We start from the raw sequence: 18,751 nt of genomic DNA, 5'->3' as shown, positions 1-18,751 counted from the left end.
CGGCGATGTCAGCGGCGATCGGCGGAGGCCGTCGTCTGCGCGGCGTCGCGGGCCGGTTCGGCGTACCCGCCGCCCAGCGCGCGCATCAGGTTGATCTGCGCGTCGACCGTCAGCGCCTGCAGGTCGATCTGGCCGCGCTGCTGCAGCAGCTGGTTCTGTTGCGCGCTCAGCACCGCGATGCGGCCGGTGAGGCCGGCGCGGTGGCGCTGGTCGGCCAGCGTGGCCTGGCCCTCGGCGTTGGCCACCAGCGCGTCCTGCTGCGTGCGCTGCTGGCGCAGCGATTCGAGCGTCGTGAACTGGTCGCTGGCGTCACGCACCGCGTCCAGCACCGCGACGTTGTAGCTTGCGATCGCGGCGTCCTGCTCGGCGGCGCTGCCGCGCAGGTTGGCGCGCAGCCGGCCGCTGTCGAACAGCGGCAGGTGCAGCGCCGGGCCCGCGCCGTACTGGCGGCTGCCGCTCTTGAACAGCTCATCCAGGCCGATCGAGTTCAGGCCGATGAAGGCCGTCAGGCTCACGCTCGGATAGAACTGCGCGCGGGCGACGCGGATGTCCTGCGCGGTCGCCTCGACCCGGGCGCGCGCGGCGGCCAGGTCCGGGCGGCGGCCCAGCAGGTCCAGGTGGGGCGCCTGCTGCCAGTCGAGCGCGACCGGCAGCGCGGCGTCCAGCGACTCGGTCGCCTTCGGGCCCTGCCCGGTCAGCGCGGCGAGCTGGTGGCGCAGCAGCGCCTGCTGCTCGCGCAGCACGACCTGCTGGCGCTGGATGTCGGGCAGCGGCGCCTCGGCGACGCGCAGGTCCTGGCCGTTGTCCAGGCCGGCGGCGCTGCGCTGGCGCACCAGGTCGAAGGACTGGTCGCGCAGCGACTTCTGCTGCTCCAGCAGGCGAGCTTGCGCCTGGCTGCGGGCCAGCGCGACGTAGGCCTTGGCCACGGCGTTGGACACGCTCAGCCGCGCGGCGGCGGCATCGGCCTCGGCGGCGCGCCGCTGGCCGAGCGCCGCCTGCAGCGCCGCGTCATGCTTGCCGAAGAAGTCGAACTCGTAGCTCAGCCCGGCCTGGATGTTGGCCAGCGTCTGCACGCTGCCGGCCAGCGGCGGCGGGTAGATGCCGTGTTCGGTGATGCGTTGGCGGGTCGCGTCGGCCTCGAGCTCGGCGGCCGGGCGCTTCGCGGCCTCGGCGTTCTCGGTCATGGCCGCGGCACGCGCGATGCGGGCGCGGGCCAGCGCCAGGTTCGGCGAGTTCGCGATCGCCTGGTCGACCAGCGCATCCAGCTGCGGATCGCGGAAGGTCTTCCACCAGGCGGCATCGATCGCCGGGCTCTGGCTGTCGTCGAGGCCGAGGCGGGCCGCCTCGGCGCCGTCGATCGGTCGGTTGGACTCGTCCAGCTTGGGGATGGGCGCGCAGGCGGTCAGCACCATCAGCAGCGCCGCGCCCATGGCCAGGACCAGGGTGGTGCGGTGAAGGAATCGGGAAGTCATCGGGGGGTCCTCAATGTTGTTCTTTTGGAGGGAGCAGGCAATTGAAAAAGGGAGCATCGGTCGCACTTGTTCGTCGTGACTCGTCGATCAGTCGTCCGTCATTCGCATTTGTCGAGGGTCGACGACTCGGACGTCAGGCCCGCGTCGCGGATCGCCTGGCCGTTGACCACGATGCGTTGCAGCAGGCCGATCAGCGTGCGGAACTCCTGGTCGGTGAAGCCAGCCAGGTGGTCGTTGAAGACCTTGGACAGCACGCCGGGGGCGGCGGCCATCGCGTTCACGCCGACCTCGGTCAGCGAGACCATGACCACGCGCCGGTCCTCGACCGAGCGCTCGCGGCGCACCAGGTTCTTGGCTTCGAGCCGGTCCAGCAGCCGCGTCATCGCGCCGCCGTCCATCGCCAGCTCGCGGGCGAGCGCGGCGGAAGACATCGGGCCGTTGAAGCGCAGACGCAGCATCGGCGCCCACTGGGCATGGGTCAGGTCATGCTGACCGAGCATCTTGTCGGCCTGCAGCACCATGGACTGCTTGATCTGCCGCAGGAGCCAGCCCAGGCTCGGCTCCGACGTGAAGCTGTCGGCGCTGTAGAAATCGGCGGGCGGGGGCAACTTGGCACTCATGGCGTCGTCTTTCGTGACTTCGGATTTCCGGGACGGAGTTTCCGGAAATGCTTGATGACAATTATTGCTTAGGCAATGATTGCCGTGCCAATCACTGCCTGGGATGGGCTTTCCACGGGTAGGGACATTCCCGCAACACGTGGCCCCTAAACTGACCTCATGTCCGCCATGTCCCCTTCTTCGATGTCCTCGACCCCCACGAGTACCGCCCCGGCCCCTTCCGGGTCGCAGGCGTCTTCCTCCGCACCCGGCGGTCAGGCAAAAGCCGTGCGCACGTCGCCCCAGACGCCCCCGCCCCTGCGGGCGATGGCACCGGCGCTGTGGCCCTTCCTGCGGCCCTACCGGGGACGGATCGCCGCGGCCATCGTCTTCCTGATCCTGGCGGCGGCGGCGACGCTGGTCTTCCCGATCGCGCTGCGCCAGCTGATCGACCAGGGCCTGATCTCCGCCGATCCGGGCGACCGGCTGATGGCGCTGCGCGAGCACTTCGTCTGGCTGTTCGCGACCGGCGCGGCGCTGGGCATGTTCTCGGCGCTGCGCTTCTACGCGGTGACCTGGCTGGGCGAGCGGGTCAGCGCGGACCTGCGCACCGCGGTCTACAGCCATGTGCTGCGACAGAGCCCGGAATTCTTCGAGACCACGCAGACCGGCGAGGTCGTCAGCCGCATCACGACGGACACGACGGTGATCCAGAGCATCGTCGGCTCCAGCCTGTCGATGGGCTTGCGCAACGTGATCATGGGCCTGGGCGCGGTGGCGCTGCTGATCTACAGCAACCCGTGGGTGATGACGCAGGTCCTGGGCATCCTGGTGCTGGTCGTCGCGCCGGCGATGTTCTTCGGACGGCGCGTGCGGCGCCTGTCGCGCTCGAGCCAGGACCGCATCGCCGACACCAGCGCGATCGCGGCGGAGATGCTCAACGCGATCACCGTCGTGCAGTCGCATGCGCAGGAGGCGCGCGAGGCGGTGCGCTTCGACGTCGCGAGCGAAGCCGCGTTCGACACGGCGCGCAAGCGGACCAAGGTGCGCTCCTTCCTGGTGGCGTTCATCATCACGGCGACCTTCGGCGCGCTGCTGTGGGGCCTGTACCAGGGCACGCAGGCGGTGATGGCGGGGAAGATCACCGCCGGCCACCTGGGCCAGACGGTGGTCTACGTGATCCTGCTGGTGTCGTCGGTGGCGGTGCTGGCGGAGGTCTGGGGCGATCTGCTGCGCGCGGCGGGCGCGATGGAGCGGCTGATGGAGCTGCTCGCGGCGCAGTCGCCGGTGGCGGACCCGGCGGCGCCGGTCGCCCTGCCCGCTTCGAGCGGCCCGGCGCGCGTGGTCTTCGATCAGGTCCGCTTCCACTATCCCTCGCGCCCTGATCGCGCGGCGCTGGAGGACTTCACGCTGCGCATCGAGCCCGGCGAGACCGTGGCGCTGGTCGGCCCGAGCGGCGCCGGCAAGAGCACGGTGCTGCAGCTGCTGCAACGCTTCTTCGACGTCCAGTCCGGCAAGCTGCAGCTGGACGGCGTGGCGGTGGACCGCGTCAAGCTGGCGGAGCTGCGCGGCCGCATGGCGCTGGTGCCTCAGCAGAGCGTGATCTTCTCGGCCAGCGCGCTGGACAACATCCGCTACGGCCGCCCGGACGCGAGTCCTGAGGAGGTCATCGCCGCCGCCAAGGCCGCGCATGCGGACGAATTCATCCGCCAGCTGCCGCAGGGCTACGACAGCTTCCTGGGCGAGCGCGGCGTGCGCCTGTCCGGCGGGCAGCGCCAGCGCATCGCGATCGCACGGGCGATGTTGCAGGACGCGCCGCTGCTGCTGCTCGACGAAGCCACGAGCGCCCTCGACGCCGAGAGCGAACGCCTGGTCCAGCAGGCCTTGGACGAAGCGATGCGGGACCGCACGACGCTGGTCATCGCGCACCGGCTCTCGACGGTGCAGCGCGCCGATCGCATCGTCGTGATGGACCACGGCCGCATCGTCGAGCAAGGCACGCATGCCGAACTCGTGGCGCGCGGCGGCCTCTACGCGCGCCTGGCCGCCCTCCAGTTCAACGCCTGACCCTGACCCTCTCACGCCTCTCCCGCCGCGGAAGAGCGCCTGACTCTTGCTCCCTCTCCCGCTTGCAGGAGAGGGTCGGGGTGAGGGCCAGCGGCCTCGGCCGTCCGCCACTCTAAAATCTCCCTCATGACCGCCGACCTCACCTCCCCGCGCCCCGTGCGCAGCCAGTTCGAAGACTTCATGCGCCATGTGTACGAGCACGGCGTGGCCAAGGGCGACCGGACGGGGACGGGCACGCGCAGCGTCTTCGGCCACCAGATGCGTTTCGACCTGAACGAGGGGTTCCCGCTGGTGACGACGAAGAAGGTGCACCTGAAGTCGATCATCCTGGAGCTGCTGTGGTTCCTGCGCGGCGACTCGAACGTCAAGTGGCTGCAGGAGCGCGGCTGCACGATCTGGGACGAATGGGCGCGCGAAGACGGCGACCTGGGCCCGGTCTACGGCGTGCAGTGGCGCAGCTGGCCGAAGGCCGGCGGCGGGCACGTGGACCAGATCGCGGAGGTCGTGAAGCAGCTGAAGACCAATCCGGACTCGCGCCGGATCATCGTCTCGGCGTGGAACGTGGCGGAGCTGGACCAGATGGCGCTGATGCCCTGCCACGCGTTCTTCCAGTTCTACGTGGCGGACGGCAAGCTGTCGTGCCAGCTGTACCAGCGCAGCGCGGACATCTTCCTGGGCGTGCCGTTCAACATCGCGAGCTACGCGCTGCTGACGCAGATGCTGGCGCAGCAATGCGGACTGGGCCTGGGGGACTTCATCTGGACCGGCGGGGATTGCCACATCTACGCCAACCACTTCGAGCAGGTGGAGACGCAGCTGTCGCGCACGCCCTTCGCGTATCCGACGATGCACATCAAACGCAAGCCGGACTCGATCTTCGACTACGAATTCGAGGACTTCGAGCTGCAGGACTACCAGCACCACGCGGCGATCAAGGCGCCGGTGGCGGTGTGACGCTAGACTCCGACTCACGTTCCCCCGAAAGCACCGAGCCATGGCCCGCCGCCCCGAAGACCTGACCGAATCCGCGATGCGCGCCGCCGAGCGCCGCTTCCCGGAGCTCGCCGCCAAGGCGGGCCGGGCGGCCTACAAGCAGGCGCTGGCGGAGACCGGCGCCGTGGTGGTGGCGACGAGCAAGGGGCAGCTGGTGGAGCGCAAGGCGGACGGGTCCGTCACGGTCATCAAGGCCCTGCCGCCGGACAAGCGCGTCAAGGTCGGCGTCGTGCTCAAGCGTGTCAAGCAAGAAGCTGCCTGACCGCCCCCAGGCGTCCCAGCCCCGCCTTCGCGTGCTGGCCGGACCGAACGGCTCCGGCAAGAGCACGATCAAGCGCGAACTCAAACCGCAGTGGATCGGCGTCTTCATCAACGCCGACGAGATCGAGCGCACCTTGCGCGAGTCCGAAGGCCGGCTCGACCTCGCCTCGCTCGGGATCACGGCGACGCCCGGGCGCGTGCTGGAGAGCCTCGAGACCCACATCCGCGAGTCCGCGTTCGCCAGGAAGCTCGGACTGCATGCGGTGCTCGGGAAGATGTGCGTCGACGAGGCGCTGATGCTCGAGGTGCCCGGGCCGTTCAACTCCTACCTGGCGTCGGTGCTGGCCGATGCCATCCGGCGGGAGCTGCTCGACGAAGGCAAGACCTTCACCTTCGAGACGGTCATGTCGTCGGGCGACAAGGTCGATTTCATGCGGGAGGCCCGCGAGCGCGGCTACCGCGTCTACCTCTACTTCGTGGCGACGAAGGACCCGGCGATCAACGTGGATCGCGTGAAGATCCGCGTCAAGCAAGGCGGCCATCCGGTGCCGGAAGACAAGATCCGCGAGCGCTATGTCCGGTCGATCGACCTGCTGACCGAGGCGGCCACCGCGGCCAATCGGGCCTACGTCTTCGACAACTCGGCGGACAAGCACAAGCTGCTCGTCCAGGTCATCGACGGCGAGTCGATGGAGATCGAGGCGGGGGCGATGCCCAGGTGGTTCACGAAGACGGCGCTGTGGCAGTCGTTCAATCCGTGATCCCGGCTGCTTGACCCTCCCCATGACGGCGGGGCAAGTCCTGGCACTTCAACGGGAAGACTGAGGTTCCGCCGGAGCTCTAGAGCCGGTCGCCTTGCTGCGACGGAACTCCCACGGCGGGGTTGGCGCAGCCTCGCTCCACAGTCCGCGCCGCGCGCGTCTCGCATCGACCTCCTCGTCCGAATAGAGGGAGCGCTGTGCGGCCGGTTGCTCCCGTGCATAAGCCTTGTAGTGCCAGGCCAGGCCCGCTCTCAGCTGGGCTTGGCCGACGTCCACCGATCTCACGCGGACCACCCCGAGGATGCGGCCGTAGCGGTCTCTCTTCTTCCAGTCGACCACCACCTCCTGCCGGAACACCAGCGCCGAGAGGTGCTGCCGCGATCTCTCCCCGAAGGCCTGGCGCTTCTCCGGCGCATCGATGCCGACCAGCCGCACGCGATGCTGATGGTGCTCGTTGTCCAGCACGGTCAGCGTGTCGCCGTCAGCGAGGCCGACGACTTCGCCGCGGAGCGTCTCTGCGCTGGCGGCGCCGGCGAGGCTGCACAAGAGGACGGCGACGAGGAATGCGTGGAGCGAGGAGAACGCAGAGATCGGAAAGATCGGAGCGAGGCATCTACCGGAGGGCACGGACATGAACACTGCAGAGTGACGGAGGGACCCGGTTTGTAGGTCATTTCCCGATAGCCCGTTCAGCGATTTGCCGACATCCGCACAAATGATAAAAGTGCAAAATTCATTTCACGTTGTTACGCCGTGATGAGCGGTGTCTTCGTCCCCGTTTTCCTCCCTGAGCGGGGTCGACCCAGGTCGATTACGCCCGGCCGCGCAAGCGGTCCGGGCTACTTTTTGCTCGCGCAGCACGGAAGGGAACGCTGCTGCCCCTCAAGAAAATGCGAATTCTGCTAATCGACGCGTCTTCCTCATTCCGGCGGCGCCTTCACGAGCGCCTGACCAGCGTGCCTGGTGCCGCGGTCGTGGGAGAGACGGAGCATGAGGACCAAGCCGTCATGGCGGCAGGCCTCTGCAGGCCGGACGTCATCCTCACCGACCTGACCCTATCCACGGGCACCGGGTTCTCGGCGATCGAGCGCCTGCGGGCCAGCGGATTCCAAGGCACGGCGTATGCCGTCACCTGCGAGGACGAAAGCGTGTTCGGGCCGCTCTGCATCGCAGCGGGCATCGCCGGCTACTACGACAAGATCCATGACCTGGACCGTCTGGTGCAGGCGCTGGTCGTGATCGCGGATGCCCCGACCCCGCCGACGCGGTCGACGCTCAAGATCGCTGAACTCTGAAAGCCTGCGGGGCGGAATCGCCTCGCCCCCTTCTTCTCGGCAAACAAGCGAGACCGGAATGCTCCGCCGAATCCTGTACGTCTCCTCGATGGCTGAAGGCATGACCGACCAGGTGCTGAAGCACATCGTGGCGGTCGCGCAGATCAACAACCGGCGTCTCGACATCACCGGGGCCCTCGCGATCGCGCCAGGGGTGTTCGCGCAGATCCTGGAAGGGCCAGCGGAGGACGTGACGCGCACCCTCGCGCGCATCGAGCGGGACGAACGACACGTCGGCCTGCGGCTCCTTCTGGATGAGCCCATCGTGCTCCGGCTGTTTGACCGCTGGAGCATGCAACTCCTCGTCGACGACGGGTCGGCCCGATTGGCCATCGAGGCCACGCAAGGGGTCGCCGTTGCCCGCGAGCTGCTGGAGCAGATGCGGCGGCAGTACACGGAGGACCCGCACCTCTCCCCTGCCGCGATGCGAGGGATGGCGCTGGCGTCCTGACCCGATGGCGGCGGTCGCGCGCGAACCCGAGACGCGTGGCAGAGTCGGGGCTGTCAACAGCCCAAGATCAGCACTGGACATGAAGCTCCTCATCACCGGACTGAACGGCACCGTGGCGCCCTGGGTGAGCCGTGAAGCGGAGACGCGAGACTGGGACGTGGTGGGTTGGGACCGCGGCGCGGTGGCCCCTGCCAATGAGGCGGCGGCCCTCGCCTTCCTGCGCGCCGAGGCGCCGGATGCCATCGTCCACCTGGCGATGGGCGCCGAGTCCTGGGCAGGTCAACTGGCAGGCTTCGCGAGACTGCACGGGGTGCCCCTGGTCTTCGTGAGCACGGCGATGGTCTTCGACGCATCGTCAGGCGGACCTCATCGCCCTCACGACCCGCGGACCGCGAAGGACGACTACGGGCAATACAAGAGTCGATGCGAGGACGCGGTGCTGACGACCAATCCGTCTGCGACGGTGGCGCGCATCGGCTGGCAGATCGCGCCGGACGCGGTCGGCAACAACATGCTCCGCCACCTGGATGAACAGCACGCCCGGGATGGGCGCATCCGCGCGAGCTCAGCCTGGCGGCCGGCGTGCTCGTTCATGTCGGACACCGCGGCGGCGCTTTGCGATCTCGTTCAGGAAGGCACCGGCGGGCCGGTTCATCTGGACAGCAATGCGTTGGATGCGATGACGTTCGATCAGGTGGTTCAGCGGCTGGGGAAGAAGTTCGAGCGGGATTGGGTGGTCGAGGTGACGCAGGACTATGTGCATGACCAGCGGCTGGTAAATGAGAGCGGTGGGTCGATGCTGCCGGCGTTGAGCGTGCATCTGGGGTGAGGTGATGGCTGCAAGCTCTCCCTCGGATGAGGACATCATTGACGCTGCGCGTCATCAGATCGTTGAAGACCTCCAGCGCGCGGCACCGGGTATCTCGGAACGCACGGTTGCTCGATTGCCCCCAATTCCCCTCCGTCGCAGGGACTTGGTTGTGGCCATCCTGCTGACGGCACCCTTTATCGGGATCCACCTGCTCACGCCGGTGCAATTGCCGTGGGGCATGCTGGCGTTCCTGTGTAGCTTGCCCGGTTTGATCGGGGCACTCCTGGCGCTCAAGGCGTATCAGCGGCGCCGGCATGATGCCTTCGCGCCCTCATTGACGATGACCTCTCACGGGCTGGAACTGCGACGCAACTTCCGACGCAACGTCCGGATGGAGTTCGCTGACATCACGCGGGTGGTCGCGGTGTCAGGTCTTGACGGCGGCGGTGAGTCGACGATGACGCTGGTGCTTTATTCGTCTGGTCGTCGCATTGCCATCGGCGGTGAGTTGCTGTTCGGATCCAGCCTTCTCGCCCGTCTTGAAAAACTTCCAGGATTCGATTCGCAGGCGTATGCAGGCAGTTGGGTCGAGGAAAACGGCAGCAACCAAGCGTTCTTTTCGAAGAGAACCGTCATCTTCAGGCAGGCGATACCGCAGGTCACTGTGCGCAAGTGATTGCCGTGAGGCACGCATACGGATGTGAGGAGTCAAAACACCATGCCCTGACGCATAGCCTCTAGTTGACGGCGGGCACGCCAAGCGCATTCAACGTCGGGGTGGTCATCATTCCGCTGACTGGGAGACTCTTCACAGTCTGGAAGTGCGACAGAGCTTCGCGTGTCTCGGTATTGAATACACCATCGACCGTTCCTTCGTAGAGCCCCATGCGCTTCAAGGCAATCTGAACGCGCAAGACCTGAAGACGCAGTTTCTCTCCCTTGTTGAGCTGAGGCGTGTCAGCGTCATCCAGCCCATGTGCCGGACTCGACGCCGAGCCATGGGGTTGCGAGGCAGACGGCCTTGGCGCCTTCAACTTTGAACCTTTCGGGTCGGTCGAAGATTCGTCGAGCAGATGTGATGCAGCACTTCTCGGGCTTGGCGAGGGACTTGGTGCAGGCGGCGGCGGCGTCGGAGGAACGTATGCCGGCGGGGGTGGAGGAGAAGGCGCCGCGTAGCCCCCTCCACCACCGGAGTAGTGTGAGCTGTGGCTCGAGTGCGATCGATGACTGGAGTGCGATCTATGCCCCGCAAACAGATTGTCCATCTCAAGGTTCAGCGGCCGCAGCGAGACGGGCTTGGGCTCCGCAGGCGGCGCCACGGAGGGACCACCGGCCTCGGCCTTCGCCTTGGCACCCATGAGCGGGGCACTCGCCACGAACAGCGCCAAGGCACGAATGAATTTAGACATGGATCCTCCCCATCTCGCCTCGGACAACGGGCTTCAAGCCAGTCCGATAAATCGCGGTGTTGTCCCACACGAAGAAGCCCGAGCACCTGGGCTTGAGCTCGCAGTCTTCACATTCGGGCGCGAAGTCATTTTTCCAATCCGAAATGCTGACTGCCGCATGCGCTCTGAGCGGCGCTGGCACCTTGCAAAGCGGCATGTTCATCAACACGGGTGTGAGACCGAACAACTCGAGTTCGGCAACCGTGTTCGCCAGCTCCCGCCCATATTCCAAAACGTCGACGACACTCATATCCTTGGTCGCCAGTGCGAATCCAATGGGCTCGGTGGCCATCAGTGCCACCGCCTGCACGAACGGAAGATTGCGGCCGACGAAACGCCCCCATTCAACGAGTCCCTCGATAACCGGCCGAATCAGCACGGTACGAAGCTGAATCGCCTGCTCGAACTGCTGGAGGTTCATCAGACCTCCAATGGTTTCGTCGAAAGCGCCCGGTGACTGCACGACGAAGTCGTGAACCTCGTCGTTGCCGGCATAGAGCGGAACAAGCCAGTTGGTACGACCTGGCGGCAGCCCCTCCAGGAGCGCACGTGCGACCTGCTCGTCACCAAGCCTTCTTCCGTTGGTAAGGACCTCAACCTGCGTCTCGGGCCATCTCAGATGAAGCAAGTTCAACAGCGCGCGTAAACGGGTCGGGTGCAGAGTCGGTTCGCCCCCGGAGACTCCCACGACCGCCGGCGGGGCGGTGACCAACTTCACGATCTCCATCGCCTCACGAAAGAGCCAACCATCCTCTTGTGGCGTGGGAGGCTGAGAGCACATCAAACAGCGGCTGTTGCATTGGTTCGTGACGAACAAGGTGTGGTGCCGGTCGCTCGCTCGAAAACAGACAATCGCCCTCGCTTGCCCTTCATCCAGTTTCACCACGTCCCCGACTTCAAGTCCGCTTGAATGCAGCAAGCCAGGCAACGCAAGCGCCTTGACCACCTTCACCTCGAAGACGGCACATCTCCCGTCGGCAAGCGTGACGGTACCTTGGCTAACTCGCTCGACCCGGAAGACTCCGGAGACCAGGGCTGCCTCGCTCAGCCGCACCTGACGCATGCTCAGACTCCCGCGCCAGCCGGTGCAGACCAACGCTGCAGCAGCTTCTCTAGGTTTGGATCCCGCGCCCTCGCAGCGGCCAGACGTTTAAGCATCTCGTCGAAAAGTGCCGTGGTCCGCTTGCAGTGCTCGGTTTCAGAAGTTGGAATGGTGAAGGTCGCAACGCCAGACGCTGCGGCGTCAACGGGACTCGGGGCACAGTGACTCCTGAACGAGCAACTCGAGCAGTTGTCGTCGTTCTCCACCGCGCCTTCCAAATGGATGCGTCTCGCAGCCGGGCTTTCCAGCAGCGTTTCCATCGGTGTTCCGATCTTCCCCATCCGGAAGCTGATGTCTCCCGACTCAGCCAGCATACGGGCCTCATCGCTCGGATAAACATGGCCATCGTAGTTGTACACAAGGACTGCCCGGCCTGATGCGTTTGGACTCTGCAGGTCAACGTATCCCGCGTCAAAGCTTGAGATGAGCTTGTTCAAGATGAGGCTGGCGTAAACCTCGCGCATGGAAAAGCCCTGTTCGTTCCACCAGATGACACGGTTGAGCGCTCGGCGATAGAACGTCATGAACTGCTCGACGGTGTATCCGAGCATCTGTAGATTGCGCTTGGCAAAACCGTAATGACTCAGCGGCCGCAGGAATATTTCGTGGAGCCCCAGTGCAACATATTCGTCAACAATGACCTCGGGATGCTCAAGACTCAGTTTGGTCGTCGTCATGAGCGCCGAAACACTGTCGGCGCCAAGTACGGACCTGGCCAGCGCGATGCCGGTCACCGTTCTCTCGTACGAATCCCGGGTGGGCAAGGGCCGGTTCTTGTTGTGCAGCCAAGCCGGACCGTCCACGCTTGTCGACAGCTTCACGTCGTACTGCGCGAAGTACCTGCACATGTCTTCCGTGAGTTGGTGAAGCGTAGAGGCAACAACAAACCGTATGGGACGGTTGCGGCGTTCGGGGTGATGCGCAAGGGCCTCGATCGCGAGTTCCACCAAGTCGAATCGATTGAGGGGATCACCCCCTTGAAACTCCACTGTCAGAACCGGCGCCATGCTCTGCATGACCAGATCACACGCTGCCAGGACTTGCTCCGCCGACAAGGAAAAGCCTTGTGAGTCCAACGCTCGGCTGACTTGGCAGTACTGGCAGCTATGGGCGCACTGAAGCGTGGGAACAATGATATGAAGCTCGGGGCCTGACGACGCCGTGGCACGCTTCGATGCAATACGAGACGCGTACAGGCGGTCCTGGCCCGGCGTGGCGCTGCCGCTCTTGAGGATGAGGCGTGACTTGAGTTCGCGAATGGTCTCGGGAGAAAGCGCTGAAGGCTCTCGACGCAGTAGCGCCAGTTCCCGGATTTTGATGAAAGCCACCTCTCCTACCGGGGATAGACATGCGGACGTCGACTCATCAACGCGACGCACTTCAAACGGGCGAACTTCTGGCGAATAGCGCCCAGGCTGCACATGCCTCTCCCTGTAATTTCTTAATAGGGTGAAATGTACAGACGCTGGCGCTGCAATTCATTCTGATAAGTACTGACTGAGCCACGCCCACCAATCGACCGGCCACCCAACGGAATTTCGCACCGAAACCCGACATCGTCACTGTGCTCGCTTTCACCTAATCTTCAGCGGTAGAAAAAGCACGTGCACTCCAGCATGCTTGGTCGCAGCGCAACGCGATTACCGGCGAGGCAGCATGAAAGCTTGGAGTCGCAGCGGCAACAACCCAACGGATGCTGCTCGGGAGGACTCATGCGAAAAGTTGCAGGCTACGCCCTGTTCTCAAGCACCTTAGGCGACTCGCAGGTTGCCGCCCGCTACTTGGCGGTCCGCGAAGAAATATCCGTTTGGCTGACTGGGAAGGGCGACTGGATTGACGCTGGCGGAGATGTGCAGAGGCTGGCCCTGAAGGATGGTCGGGTCGCCGAGTACAGTTCCACGACGGCAGCAGCGAGCGATGTATCCATCGAAGAACACACCTTAACAGAACCGTCCAATCAGGCGATTGTTCGCACACACGTATTCGTGGCTGCAACTCCGAACCAGATCATCATCTACGTTGAGATGCAGGCGGCAGGTGGCGCCTATCAGCTTGGCCCCATGCGGGTGGACTTCTACTGCCCGCACATAGTCAAGCGCCTCGTGGCGAAATTTGACGACTGGTCTGTGGGCGAGGCTCCTGTGAGTCTTAGCCCGATTCGGTTCTCCGGCATCGAAGATGGCCGAAGTTTGGAATCTATTCTTTGGCATCCCCAGCGAAATCTACCGGCCTTAGTCCTTTCATCATATGAGGATGGATTTCTCACCGACAACTTCGCAAGGGACTTGGCTTCGGATTTAGTAGGAGTGGCACTTGTATGTACGATTGATTCAGAAGCCGCGTCAGAGCTTGTCATTCGTAGAGGGCGTGAGTGGTCGTGTTTCAACGGCGCCGTGCGGCTGTATTGGCCAAGACTTGGAGCGGAAAGCAAACCGTTTCAGCACCCACTCTGGACACGACAGGCCCTGCTTGCCCAAGCGACCACTACCGACGACGCGGCAACACGCTTCAAGCGTCATATGCGCAGACAGCTGTTAGGGCTGTCTGCATTCGCAATGCAAGAACCTCTGGTCTTTGCAGACACTAAACGACGTCACGCTGCGGCGATCGCAGAAAGTCAGCGAAGCGCGCTGCGTAGCCAGGATGACTGGGAGGGCCTAGCGAAAAGTTATGCTGAGGAAAATGAAACCCTCAAGCAAGAGCGCGACGCTGCGGTCATCGAGAACCTAGAATTATCCGAGCGCGTTGCTGACTTGCTTCTGGCACTTCAACAGGTCGCGCCCCCATTAATTGGAGTAGTTGCTGCCACGGAAACTCCGCCAGCGACGGTTCGCGACGCGGTCGACACGGCCAGACGGCGCTTCGCTGACCATCTAGTTTTTGGCGACGACGTAGATATCGGAATTGGCACTCTCGCGTCCGACGCGGGCCCGCCGGAGAAAATCCTCGGCTACCTAGAACAGCTCGCCTTGATGGCGGCGGAACGTGGAAAGGGGAGCCTTGGAATGAATACTCAGCAATGGCTACAAGGTCGAGGTGTTCACGTCACCGGTGAGAGCAGAACCGTCAGAAGTTCAACTGCCGAAACGGGCAAAAGGACTTGGCACGACGGCAATAGTCGTCGCTTCTTTGAGCAACACCTAAAACCCTCGGACGGGACCTCTCCGGATCGCTGCGCGCGAATCTACTTTGACTACGATGAGACGCAGAAGAAGTGCATCGTGGCTTGGGTCGGCCGACACCCTTAACGCGGGTCCTCCGCCCGCAAGTCGAACATCTAGACAATCGACTCCGTCAATACGAATAACTCACAAACACCGCCCCCACCGGCGACGTCGTGCGCCGCGTGAGCGGGCTCTTCTTCGCATCCCCGAGCAGCGTCTGCGCGCCGACCATCCCGGTGACGCTCCACTCCGTCGAGAGCTTGTACTGCCAGCTCACCCCGCCTCCGCGAGGTGCATCCCCGCCTTCGGCGCATAGACCGCATACCCGGACCTTGCCGACTGCGCCGCCGTCACCCCGTGGTACGTCTGCATGTACTTCTTGTCGGCCGCATTCGCCGACGCCGACAGCACCACCGTGTTCTTCCCATCCGCCAGCAGCGTCGCCGTGGCGCCGATGCTGTAGAGCGATCCGTTGTCCCGATTGGAGATCGCCTGCTCCGTCGCGACCTGGATCTCCAGCCGCTCCATCACGGCATAGCTCAGCGCTAGGTTCGCAGTCGCGCTCCCCTTCACATCGCCCATGCCGCGCAGGTACTTGCTGCCGCTGCTGAAGCTCAAGCCGCTGGTCTTCTTCTCCTTGCGCTCGCCGCGATAGCCCAGCGCCGCGCTGTAGCTCAATCCTCCGACCGCGCCGGCGTAGCCGAGGCCCCGTTGCGTGCTCGCGAAGAAGCCGCTGGCATGCGCGTATTCCAGGCCGATGAGCGGCACGACCATCCGCTCGTCGGAGCCGGAGTACCGCGTCGACACCGCCACGCCGGCCTGCACGACGACGGTGGACGTCGGTGCGGCCGCGGCGCGGGATTGCGCCTGCGCAGCCGCGCAGATCGGCAGCAGGACGGTGGCGAGGACAACTGGGGAAAGTTTCATGGTGGTGGTCATGGAAGTCATTGAAAGGTGGATCGCGCTCACTCGAAGCGCTTGAAAGGACGGCATTCGCCGGAGAGCCGCTTGCCATCAGCCTTGCGCTCGGTGACTCGGAAGTTGCCCTTGCACCACTCCGCCGCCGTCCGGTCGCACGCGGCCCATCCGTCCGGACCGGCGCAGGTGACGACGAAGTCCTTCCGCTCCTGCGCCGCGAAGAGCGGATCGAAGGCCGCCGCGCACGCGCCCAGCGCGCAGACGATCACGTAGAGCGACGGCGCTCGCAGAGCGCTCCGCGCCCTGGTGTCATGTCCGCGTCCGGGCGGACGGTGCTGAGTTGCTGCAGTCATGTCGTTACTCCCTGAACTGCGCCCGGCAACACGCCGGACCGCCTCGGCAGTGTCGAAACACCCCATGAACCCCACCTGAGCCGCACATGAAGAATCGATGAAGCGCCCTTCGCCACGGCCGTTTCCGGCCCGCCGGGCTGGTCCAATAAAGGCATGAAGATCCTGCTCATCGAAGACGACCTGGACCTGGGCAACGGCGTGCGCATCGCGCTGACCGACCACGGCATGGACATCGTCTGGGCGCGCAACATCGAGGGCGCGATCCGCCAGCTCCAGGACAACGCCTGCGACCTGGTCCTGCTGGACCTCGGTCTTCCGGACGGCGACGGGCTGCATCTGCTGACCCGCCTGCGGCGCGAGCAGGGCTCGCTGCCGGTGCTGATCCTGAGCGCGCGCGACGCGTTGAAGGACCGGCTGCAGGGCCTCGATTCCGGCGCCGACGACTACCTGGTGAAGCCCTTCGAGATCGCCGAGCTGGTGTCGCGCATCCGCGCCCTCGCCCGCCGCAGCTACGGCTTCGACGGCGACGTGCTCACCGTGCGCGACTTGCAGCTGCATATCCCCACGCGCCGCGTCACCGTCTCGGGACGCCCCGTCGAACTCACCGTCAGCGAGTACGACCTCCTGCGCCTGCTGATGATGCGCACCGACCGCATCGTCACGCGCCGCACGCTGGAGGAACAGGTGCTGCCCGGCGGCCAGAGCAACGCGAGCAACTCGCTCGACGTGCACATGGCCAACCTGCGCCGCAAGATCGGCGACGGGTATGTCCGCACCGTGCGCGGCGTCGGCTACGTCATCGATCTGCAGGAGGCGTCATGAGCGCATCGGTCCTCCAAGGCTTGAGGACGGTGATCGCCGCCGTCTTCCGGCCGAGCCTGGTCCGTCGCCTGCTGGTGGCGCAGATGCTGCTGCTGACGCTGCTCTGGTCGATCGGGTTCGGTTACCTGGTGATCCAGGGCGCCAAGCCCCTTCTCCAGAGCCACCGCATCTACGACACGCTCAACGCGATCGCCGACGAGCTCATCGACGATCCCGCCCGCCGCAACCGCGTCCTGACCCGCGCCCATGAGGCGATCGTCGATGAATTCGACGAACTCAACGATCCGAAGCCCAGCTTCATCATCGAGCAGCGCGGGCAGATCGCCTATCGCAGCCCGGAGGCCCCCGGGGTCGTGCCGTCCGGACCGTTGAACGAGGAGTACCCGCTGCGCGTCGACGGCGTGAGCTACCTGGCCAAGACGGTGATGGCGCCCACCGGCACGCGGACGACGATCTTCGCGCGGAACCACGAGATGAACGTGTTCATCACGATCTTCTCCAAGAGCTTCTACCTGCTGCCGCTCTTCATCAGCCTGCCCTTCCTGCTGCTGCCGGCCTGGTTGTCGATCCGCCTGGCGATGCGGCCCTGGACCGGCGTCGCCCGAGAAATGACCGCGCGTGGCCCGCAAGACCTGTCCCCGCTCGCCTATCGCGGCGGGCATCGCGAGCTCGCGGTCATGGTGGACGCGATCAACGGCTGGATGCGGCGCGTGCGGGACAGCAGCGAGCGTGAGCGCAGCTTCGTCGCCGACGCCGCGCATGAGCTGCGCACCCCGCTGGCGGCGATGCTCGTCAACGTGGAGGCGCTGAAGGCGGATGCGCGCGACGAGCGGGAACGGCAGCTGATGGCCGGCGTGATGAGCAGCGGCCATCGCGCGACGCGCATGGTCAACCAGCTGCTGCGCCTGATGCGCAGCGAGGCGCACGGCAGCGACCCGGTCGAGCGCGTCGAGCTGGACCGCCTGCTGCAGGACCGGCTGGCGGTGCTGTCGCCGCTGGCCTCGGCACGGTCGGTGGAACTGGAGCTCACCGCGGAACCGGGACTGTGCGTCGCGGCGCAGCTCACCTCGCTGGAATCGCTGGTCGACAACCTGGTCGAGAACGCCGTCAAGTACGGCCCGGTGGGCGGCACGGTGCGCGTGATGCTGAAGCGCGCCGGCGGCGAGGCCGTGCTCCTCGTGACGGATCAGGGCCCCGGCATCCCGCCGTCGCTGCGCGAGCGCGTGTTCGACCGCTTCTTCCGCGACCCCGCGCAGCGCGAGCCCGGCAGCGGACTGGGACTGTCGATCGTGAAGGCGGTGCTGGACCAGCTCGGCGGCCGGATCGAGATGCGGGACTGCCTCGGAGAAAACGAGGGTGGCGGACTCGAAGTCGCCGTGAGACTGCCGTTGGCAGAAGCACGTTCCAGGGCGCCGGACGCCTGTCCTTCCGACCGATCCTCCGCGATGCCCCCCGACACCAGCGCGCGATGAGCGCCCCACTGGCGCCGACGACCGGCGTCCGTTGCCGTTTGTCCTACAACCACTTCCACCCCTCTCCGGCAGAGGCAAGGCCCGACCCCCGGCACCATTCACGGCAATCCACCCGAGAACAGCCATGACGACCAACCCGCCGATCTCCGCCGCCGACATCCTCCTCCGCATCGCTTCTTCGCGCCCCGCCCTGCGCGTCGAGGACGTCGAGCTGCACAGCTCGGCGCGCGGCTTGAGCAACGCGGCGCTGGACGCGCTGGTGGAGCTCGCCGCACTGACCGAGACGACCGACGAAGCCGCCGCCGAGTCCGGCTACCGCCAGGCCATCGCCAACGACCCGTGCCACATCGAGGCCTTCTCGCAGCTGACCTCGCTGCTCAGCCGCCAGGGCCGTCACGACGACGCGCTGGAACTGATCGACCAGGCCGTCGGCTGGTGCAGCGACATCGCCTCGCTGTACTTCTTCGCCGGCAAGGTCCAGGAGAGCGCCGGTCGCGTCTCCCAGGCCATCGCGGCGTTCGAGCAGGCGCTCGACCTGAATCCTGCCCTGGCCGAAGCGCATTACCGCCTGGGCTCGCTGTGCGAGCAGCTCGGTGAGCCCCGCGCCTCCGCCGCCCACTTCCGCGTCTATCGCCGCCTCGTGGACGAGAACCGGTCCAACCTGCAGCTGAGCTGAGCGCCCCCGGACGCGACGCCGTTGTGAAACGTCGTCGCGTCGCTTGA

General features: G+C 65.5%; 19 protein-coding genes and 1 pseudogene. 12 read left to right on the top strand and 8 right to left on the bottom strand.

Annotated elements, in window-relative coordinates; genetic code table 11:
• Window positions 1-8 precede the first annotated feature (8 nt).
• Together ACQ859_RS17175 and ACQ859_RS17170 are read right to left on the bottom strand one after the other, a co-directional pair.
• Window positions 9-1,472, bottom strand: a complete 1,464-nt coding sequence (locus ACQ859_RS17175; protein ID WP_431261930.1) for an efflux transporter outer membrane subunit — start codon at window positions 1,470-1,472, stop codon at window positions 9-11.
• A gap of 98 nt (window positions 1,473-1,570) precedes the next feature.
• The gene (locus tag ACQ859_RS17170) at window positions 1,571-2,092 is read right to left on the bottom strand and encodes a MarR family winged helix-turn-helix transcriptional regulator (protein ID WP_431257493.1); all 522 of its coding nucleotides are present in this window, start codon (window positions 2,090-2,092) and stop codon (window positions 1,571-1,573) included.
• Between the two features lie 183 nt (window positions 2,093-2,275).
• On the opposite strand from ACQ859_RS17170, the gene ACQ859_RS17165 reads away from it, so the two are divergent.
• The 4 genes from ACQ859_RS17165 (at window position 2,276) to ACQ859_RS17150 (ending at window position 6,153) form a co-directional block, all read left to right on the top strand.
• The gene (locus ACQ859_RS17165) at window positions 2,276-4,138 is read left to right on the top strand and encodes an ABC transporter transmembrane domain-containing protein (protein WP_431266579.1); all 1,863 of its coding nucleotides are present in this window, start codon (window positions 2,276-2,278) and stop codon (window positions 4,136-4,138) included.
• Window positions 4,139-4,264: 126 nt separating this feature from the next.
• Window positions 4,265-5,092, top strand: a complete 828-nt coding sequence (locus ACQ859_RS17160) for a thymidylate synthase (protein ID WP_431257494.1) — start codon at window positions 4,265-4,267, stop codon at window positions 5,090-5,092.
• Window positions 5,093-5,132: 40 nt separating this feature from the next.
• The gene (locus ACQ859_RS17155; RefSeq protein ID WP_431257495.1) at window positions 5,133-5,393 is read left to right on the top strand and encodes a hypothetical protein; all 261 of its coding nucleotides are present in this window, start codon (window positions 5,133-5,135) and stop codon (window positions 5,391-5,393) included.
• Between the two features lie 31 nt (window positions 5,394-5,424).
• Complete coding sequence (locus tag ACQ859_RS17150) at window positions 5,425-6,153, top strand: zeta toxin family protein (RefSeq protein ID WP_431261929.1); 729 nt, start codon at window positions 5,425-5,427, stop codon at window positions 6,151-6,153.
• A gap of 48 nt (window positions 6,154-6,201) precedes the next feature.
• On the opposite strand, the gene ACQ859_RS17145 is transcribed toward ACQ859_RS17150, so the two are convergent.
• Window positions 6,202-6,786, bottom strand: coding sequence for a thermonuclease family protein (locus ACQ859_RS17145; RefSeq protein ID WP_431261928.1), 585 nt, complete (start codon window positions 6,784-6,786; stop codon window positions 6,202-6,204).
• A gap of 257 nt (window positions 6,787-7,043) precedes the next feature.
• Here ACQ859_RS17145 and ACQ859_RS17140 point away from each other — a divergent pair, with 257 nt between their 5' ends.
• The 4 genes from ACQ859_RS17140 to ACQ859_RS17125 all read left to right on the top strand — a co-directional run bounded on the left by ACQ859_RS17140 (window position 7,044) and on the right by ACQ859_RS17125 (window position 9,425).
• Window positions 7,044-7,448, top strand: a complete 405-nt coding sequence (locus ACQ859_RS17140; RefSeq protein ID WP_431261927.1) for a response regulator — start codon at window positions 7,044-7,046, stop codon at window positions 7,446-7,448.
• On the top strand, window positions 7,399-7,938 hold the full coding sequence (locus ACQ859_RS17135) for a BLUF domain-containing protein (protein ID WP_431261926.1): 540 nt from the start codon (window positions 7,399-7,401) through the stop codon (window positions 7,936-7,938). The genes ACQ859_RS17140 and ACQ859_RS17135 overlap by 50 nt, the downstream gene beginning before the upstream one ends.
• A gap of 79 nt (window positions 7,939-8,017) precedes the next feature.
• Entirely contained in the window at window positions 8,018-8,767 is a 750-nt protein-coding gene (locus ACQ859_RS17130; RefSeq protein WP_431261925.1) for a sugar nucleotide-binding protein, read from the top strand.
• Window positions 8,768-8,918: 151 nt separating this feature from the next.
• Entirely contained in the window at window positions 8,919-9,425 is a 507-nt protein-coding gene (locus ACQ859_RS17125) for a hypothetical protein (RefSeq protein ID WP_431261924.1), read from the top strand.
• A 61-nt stretch (window positions 9,426-9,486) separates the two neighbouring features.
• On the opposite strand, the gene hxsA is transcribed toward ACQ859_RS17125, so the two are convergent.
• From hxsA to hxsB, 3 genes are read right to left on the bottom strand one after another with little or no spacing between them, the layout of a single operon-like run.
• The gene (gene hxsA, locus ACQ859_RS17120) at window positions 9,487-10,158 is read right to left on the bottom strand and encodes a His-Xaa-Ser repeat protein HxsA (protein WP_431261923.1); all 672 of its coding nucleotides are present in this window, start codon (window positions 10,156-10,158) and stop codon (window positions 9,487-9,489) included.
• A complete protein-coding gene (gene hxsC, locus ACQ859_RS17115; RefSeq protein ID WP_431261922.1) occupies window positions 10,151-11,260 on the bottom strand; it encodes a His-Xaa-Ser system radical SAM maturase HxsC in 1,110 nt (369 codons plus the stop codon). The genes hxsA and hxsC overlap by 8 nt, the downstream gene beginning before the upstream one ends.
• Before the next feature lie 2 nt (window positions 11,261-11,262).
• Window positions 11,263-12,678 (bottom strand): His-Xaa-Ser system radical SAM maturase HxsB, encoded by a 1,416-nt coding sequence (gene hxsB, locus ACQ859_RS17110; protein ID WP_431266578.1) that lies wholly within the window; start codon window positions 12,676-12,678, stop codon window positions 11,263-11,265.
• A 333-nt stretch (window positions 12,679-13,011) separates the two neighbouring features.
• Between hxsB and ACQ859_RS17105 the strand changes: the two genes are divergently transcribed.
• Window positions 13,012-14,547, top strand: a complete 1,536-nt coding sequence (locus tag ACQ859_RS17105) for a hypothetical protein (RefSeq protein WP_431261921.1) — start codon at window positions 13,012-13,014, stop codon at window positions 14,545-14,547.
• A gap of 46 nt (window positions 14,548-14,593) precedes the next feature.
• On the opposite strand, the pseudogene ACQ859_RS17100 reads toward ACQ859_RS17105, so the two are convergent.
• Together ACQ859_RS17100 and ACQ859_RS17095 are read right to left on the bottom strand one after the other, a co-directional pair.
• Window positions 14,594-15,237: pseudogene (locus ACQ859_RS17100) on the bottom strand (MipA/OmpV family protein).
• 191 nt (window positions 15,238-15,428) lie between these two features.
• On the bottom strand, window positions 15,429-15,734 hold the full coding sequence (locus ACQ859_RS17095) for a hypothetical protein (protein ID WP_431261920.1): 306 nt from the start codon (window positions 15,732-15,734) through the stop codon (window positions 15,429-15,431).
• Window positions 15,735-15,887: 153 nt separating this feature from the next.
• On the opposite strand from ACQ859_RS17095, the gene ACQ859_RS17090 reads away from it, so the two are divergent.
• The 3 genes from ACQ859_RS17090 to ACQ859_RS17080 all read left to right on the top strand — a co-directional run bounded on the left by ACQ859_RS17090 (window position 15,888) and on the right by ACQ859_RS17080 (window position 18,704).
• A complete protein-coding gene (locus ACQ859_RS17090) occupies window positions 15,888-16,556 on the top strand; it encodes a response regulator (protein WP_431261919.1) in 669 nt (222 codons plus the stop codon).
• A complete protein-coding gene (locus ACQ859_RS17085; protein WP_431261918.1) occupies window positions 16,553-18,028 on the top strand; it encodes a sensor histidine kinase in 1,476 nt (491 codons plus the stop codon). Before ACQ859_RS17090 ends, ACQ859_RS17085 begins: the two co-directional genes overlap by 4 nt.
• 124 nt (window positions 18,029-18,152) lie before the next feature.
• Window positions 18,153-18,704 carry a tetratricopeptide repeat protein gene (locus ACQ859_RS17080; RefSeq protein WP_431261917.1) on the top strand — a complete coding sequence of 184 codons (552 nt, stop codon included), beginning with the start codon at window positions 18,153-18,155 and terminating at the stop codon, window positions 18,702-18,704.
• The last annotated feature ends 47 nt before the right edge of the window (window positions 18,705-18,751 follow it).

Source organism: Roseateles chitinivorans (assembly GCF_050632235.1).
Lineage (GTDB): Bacteria > Pseudomonadota > Gammaproteobacteria > Burkholderiales > Burkholderiaceae_C > Roseateles > Roseateles chitinivorans_A.
The sequence above is the reverse complement of the archived record's forward strand: the minus strand, read 5'-3'. Positions and strand labels throughout refer to the sequence as shown.

Bases quoted from the DNA above. Each gene is read 5' to 3' on its own strand.
- ACQ859_RS17140 (WP_431261927.1), top strand. From the start codon at position 7,044: ATGCGAATTCTGCTAATCGACGCGTCTTCCTCATTCCGGCGGCGCCTT.
- ACQ859_RS17095 (WP_431261920.1), bottom strand. From the start codon at position 15,734: ATGACTGCAGCAACTCAGCACCGTCCGCCCGGACGCGGACATGACACC.
- ACQ859_RS17145 (WP_431261928.1), bottom strand. From the start codon at position 6,786: ATGTCCGTGCCCTCCGGTAGATGCCTCGCTCCGATCTTTCCGATCTCT.
- ACQ859_RS17175 (WP_431261930.1), bottom strand. From the start codon at position 1,472: ATGACTTCCCGATTCCTTCACCGCACCACCCTGGTCCTGGCCATGGGC.
- ACQ859_RS17105 (WP_431261921.1), top strand. From the start codon at position 13,012: ATGCGAAAAGTTGCAGGCTACGCCCTGTTCTCAAGCACCTTAGGCGAC.
- ACQ859_RS17155 (WP_431257495.1), top strand. From the start codon at position 5,133: ATGGCCCGCCGCCCCGAAGACCTGACCGAATCCGCGATGCGCGCCGCC.
- ACQ859_RS17160 (WP_431257494.1), top strand. From the start codon at position 4,265: ATGACCGCCGACCTCACCTCCCCGCGCCCCGTGCGCAGCCAGTTCGAA.
- ACQ859_RS17085 (WP_431261918.1), top strand. From the start codon at position 16,553: ATGAGCGCATCGGTCCTCCAAGGCTTGAGGACGGTGATCGCCGCCGTC.
- ACQ859_RS17170 (WP_431257493.1), bottom strand. From the start codon at position 2,092: ATGAGTGCCAAGTTGCCCCCGCCCGCCGATTTCTACAGCGCCGACAGC.
- hxsC (WP_431261922.1), bottom strand. From the start codon at position 11,260: ATGCGTCAGGTGCGGCTGAGCGAGGCAGCCCTGGTCTCCGGAGTCTTC.
- ACQ859_RS17130 (WP_431261925.1), top strand. From the start codon at position 8,018: ATGAAGCTCCTCATCACCGGACTGAACGGCACCGTGGCGCCCTGGGTG.
- ACQ859_RS17135 (WP_431261926.1), top strand. From the start codon at position 7,399: ATGCCCCGACCCCGCCGACGCGGTCGACGCTCAAGATCGCTGAACTCT.
- hxsA (WP_431261923.1), bottom strand. From the start codon at position 10,158: ATGTCTAAATTCATTCGTGCCTTGGCGCTGTTCGTGGCGAGTGCCCCG.
- ACQ859_RS17080 (WP_431261917.1), top strand. From the start codon at position 18,153: ATGACGACCAACCCGCCGATCTCCGCCGCCGACATCCTCCTCCGCATC.
- ACQ859_RS17165 (WP_431266579.1), top strand. From the start codon at position 2,276: ATGTCCTCGACCCCCACGAGTACCGCCCCGGCCCCTTCCGGGTCGCAG.
- ACQ859_RS17090 (WP_431261919.1), top strand. From the start codon at position 15,888: ATGAAGATCCTGCTCATCGAAGACGACCTGGACCTGGGCAACGGCGTG.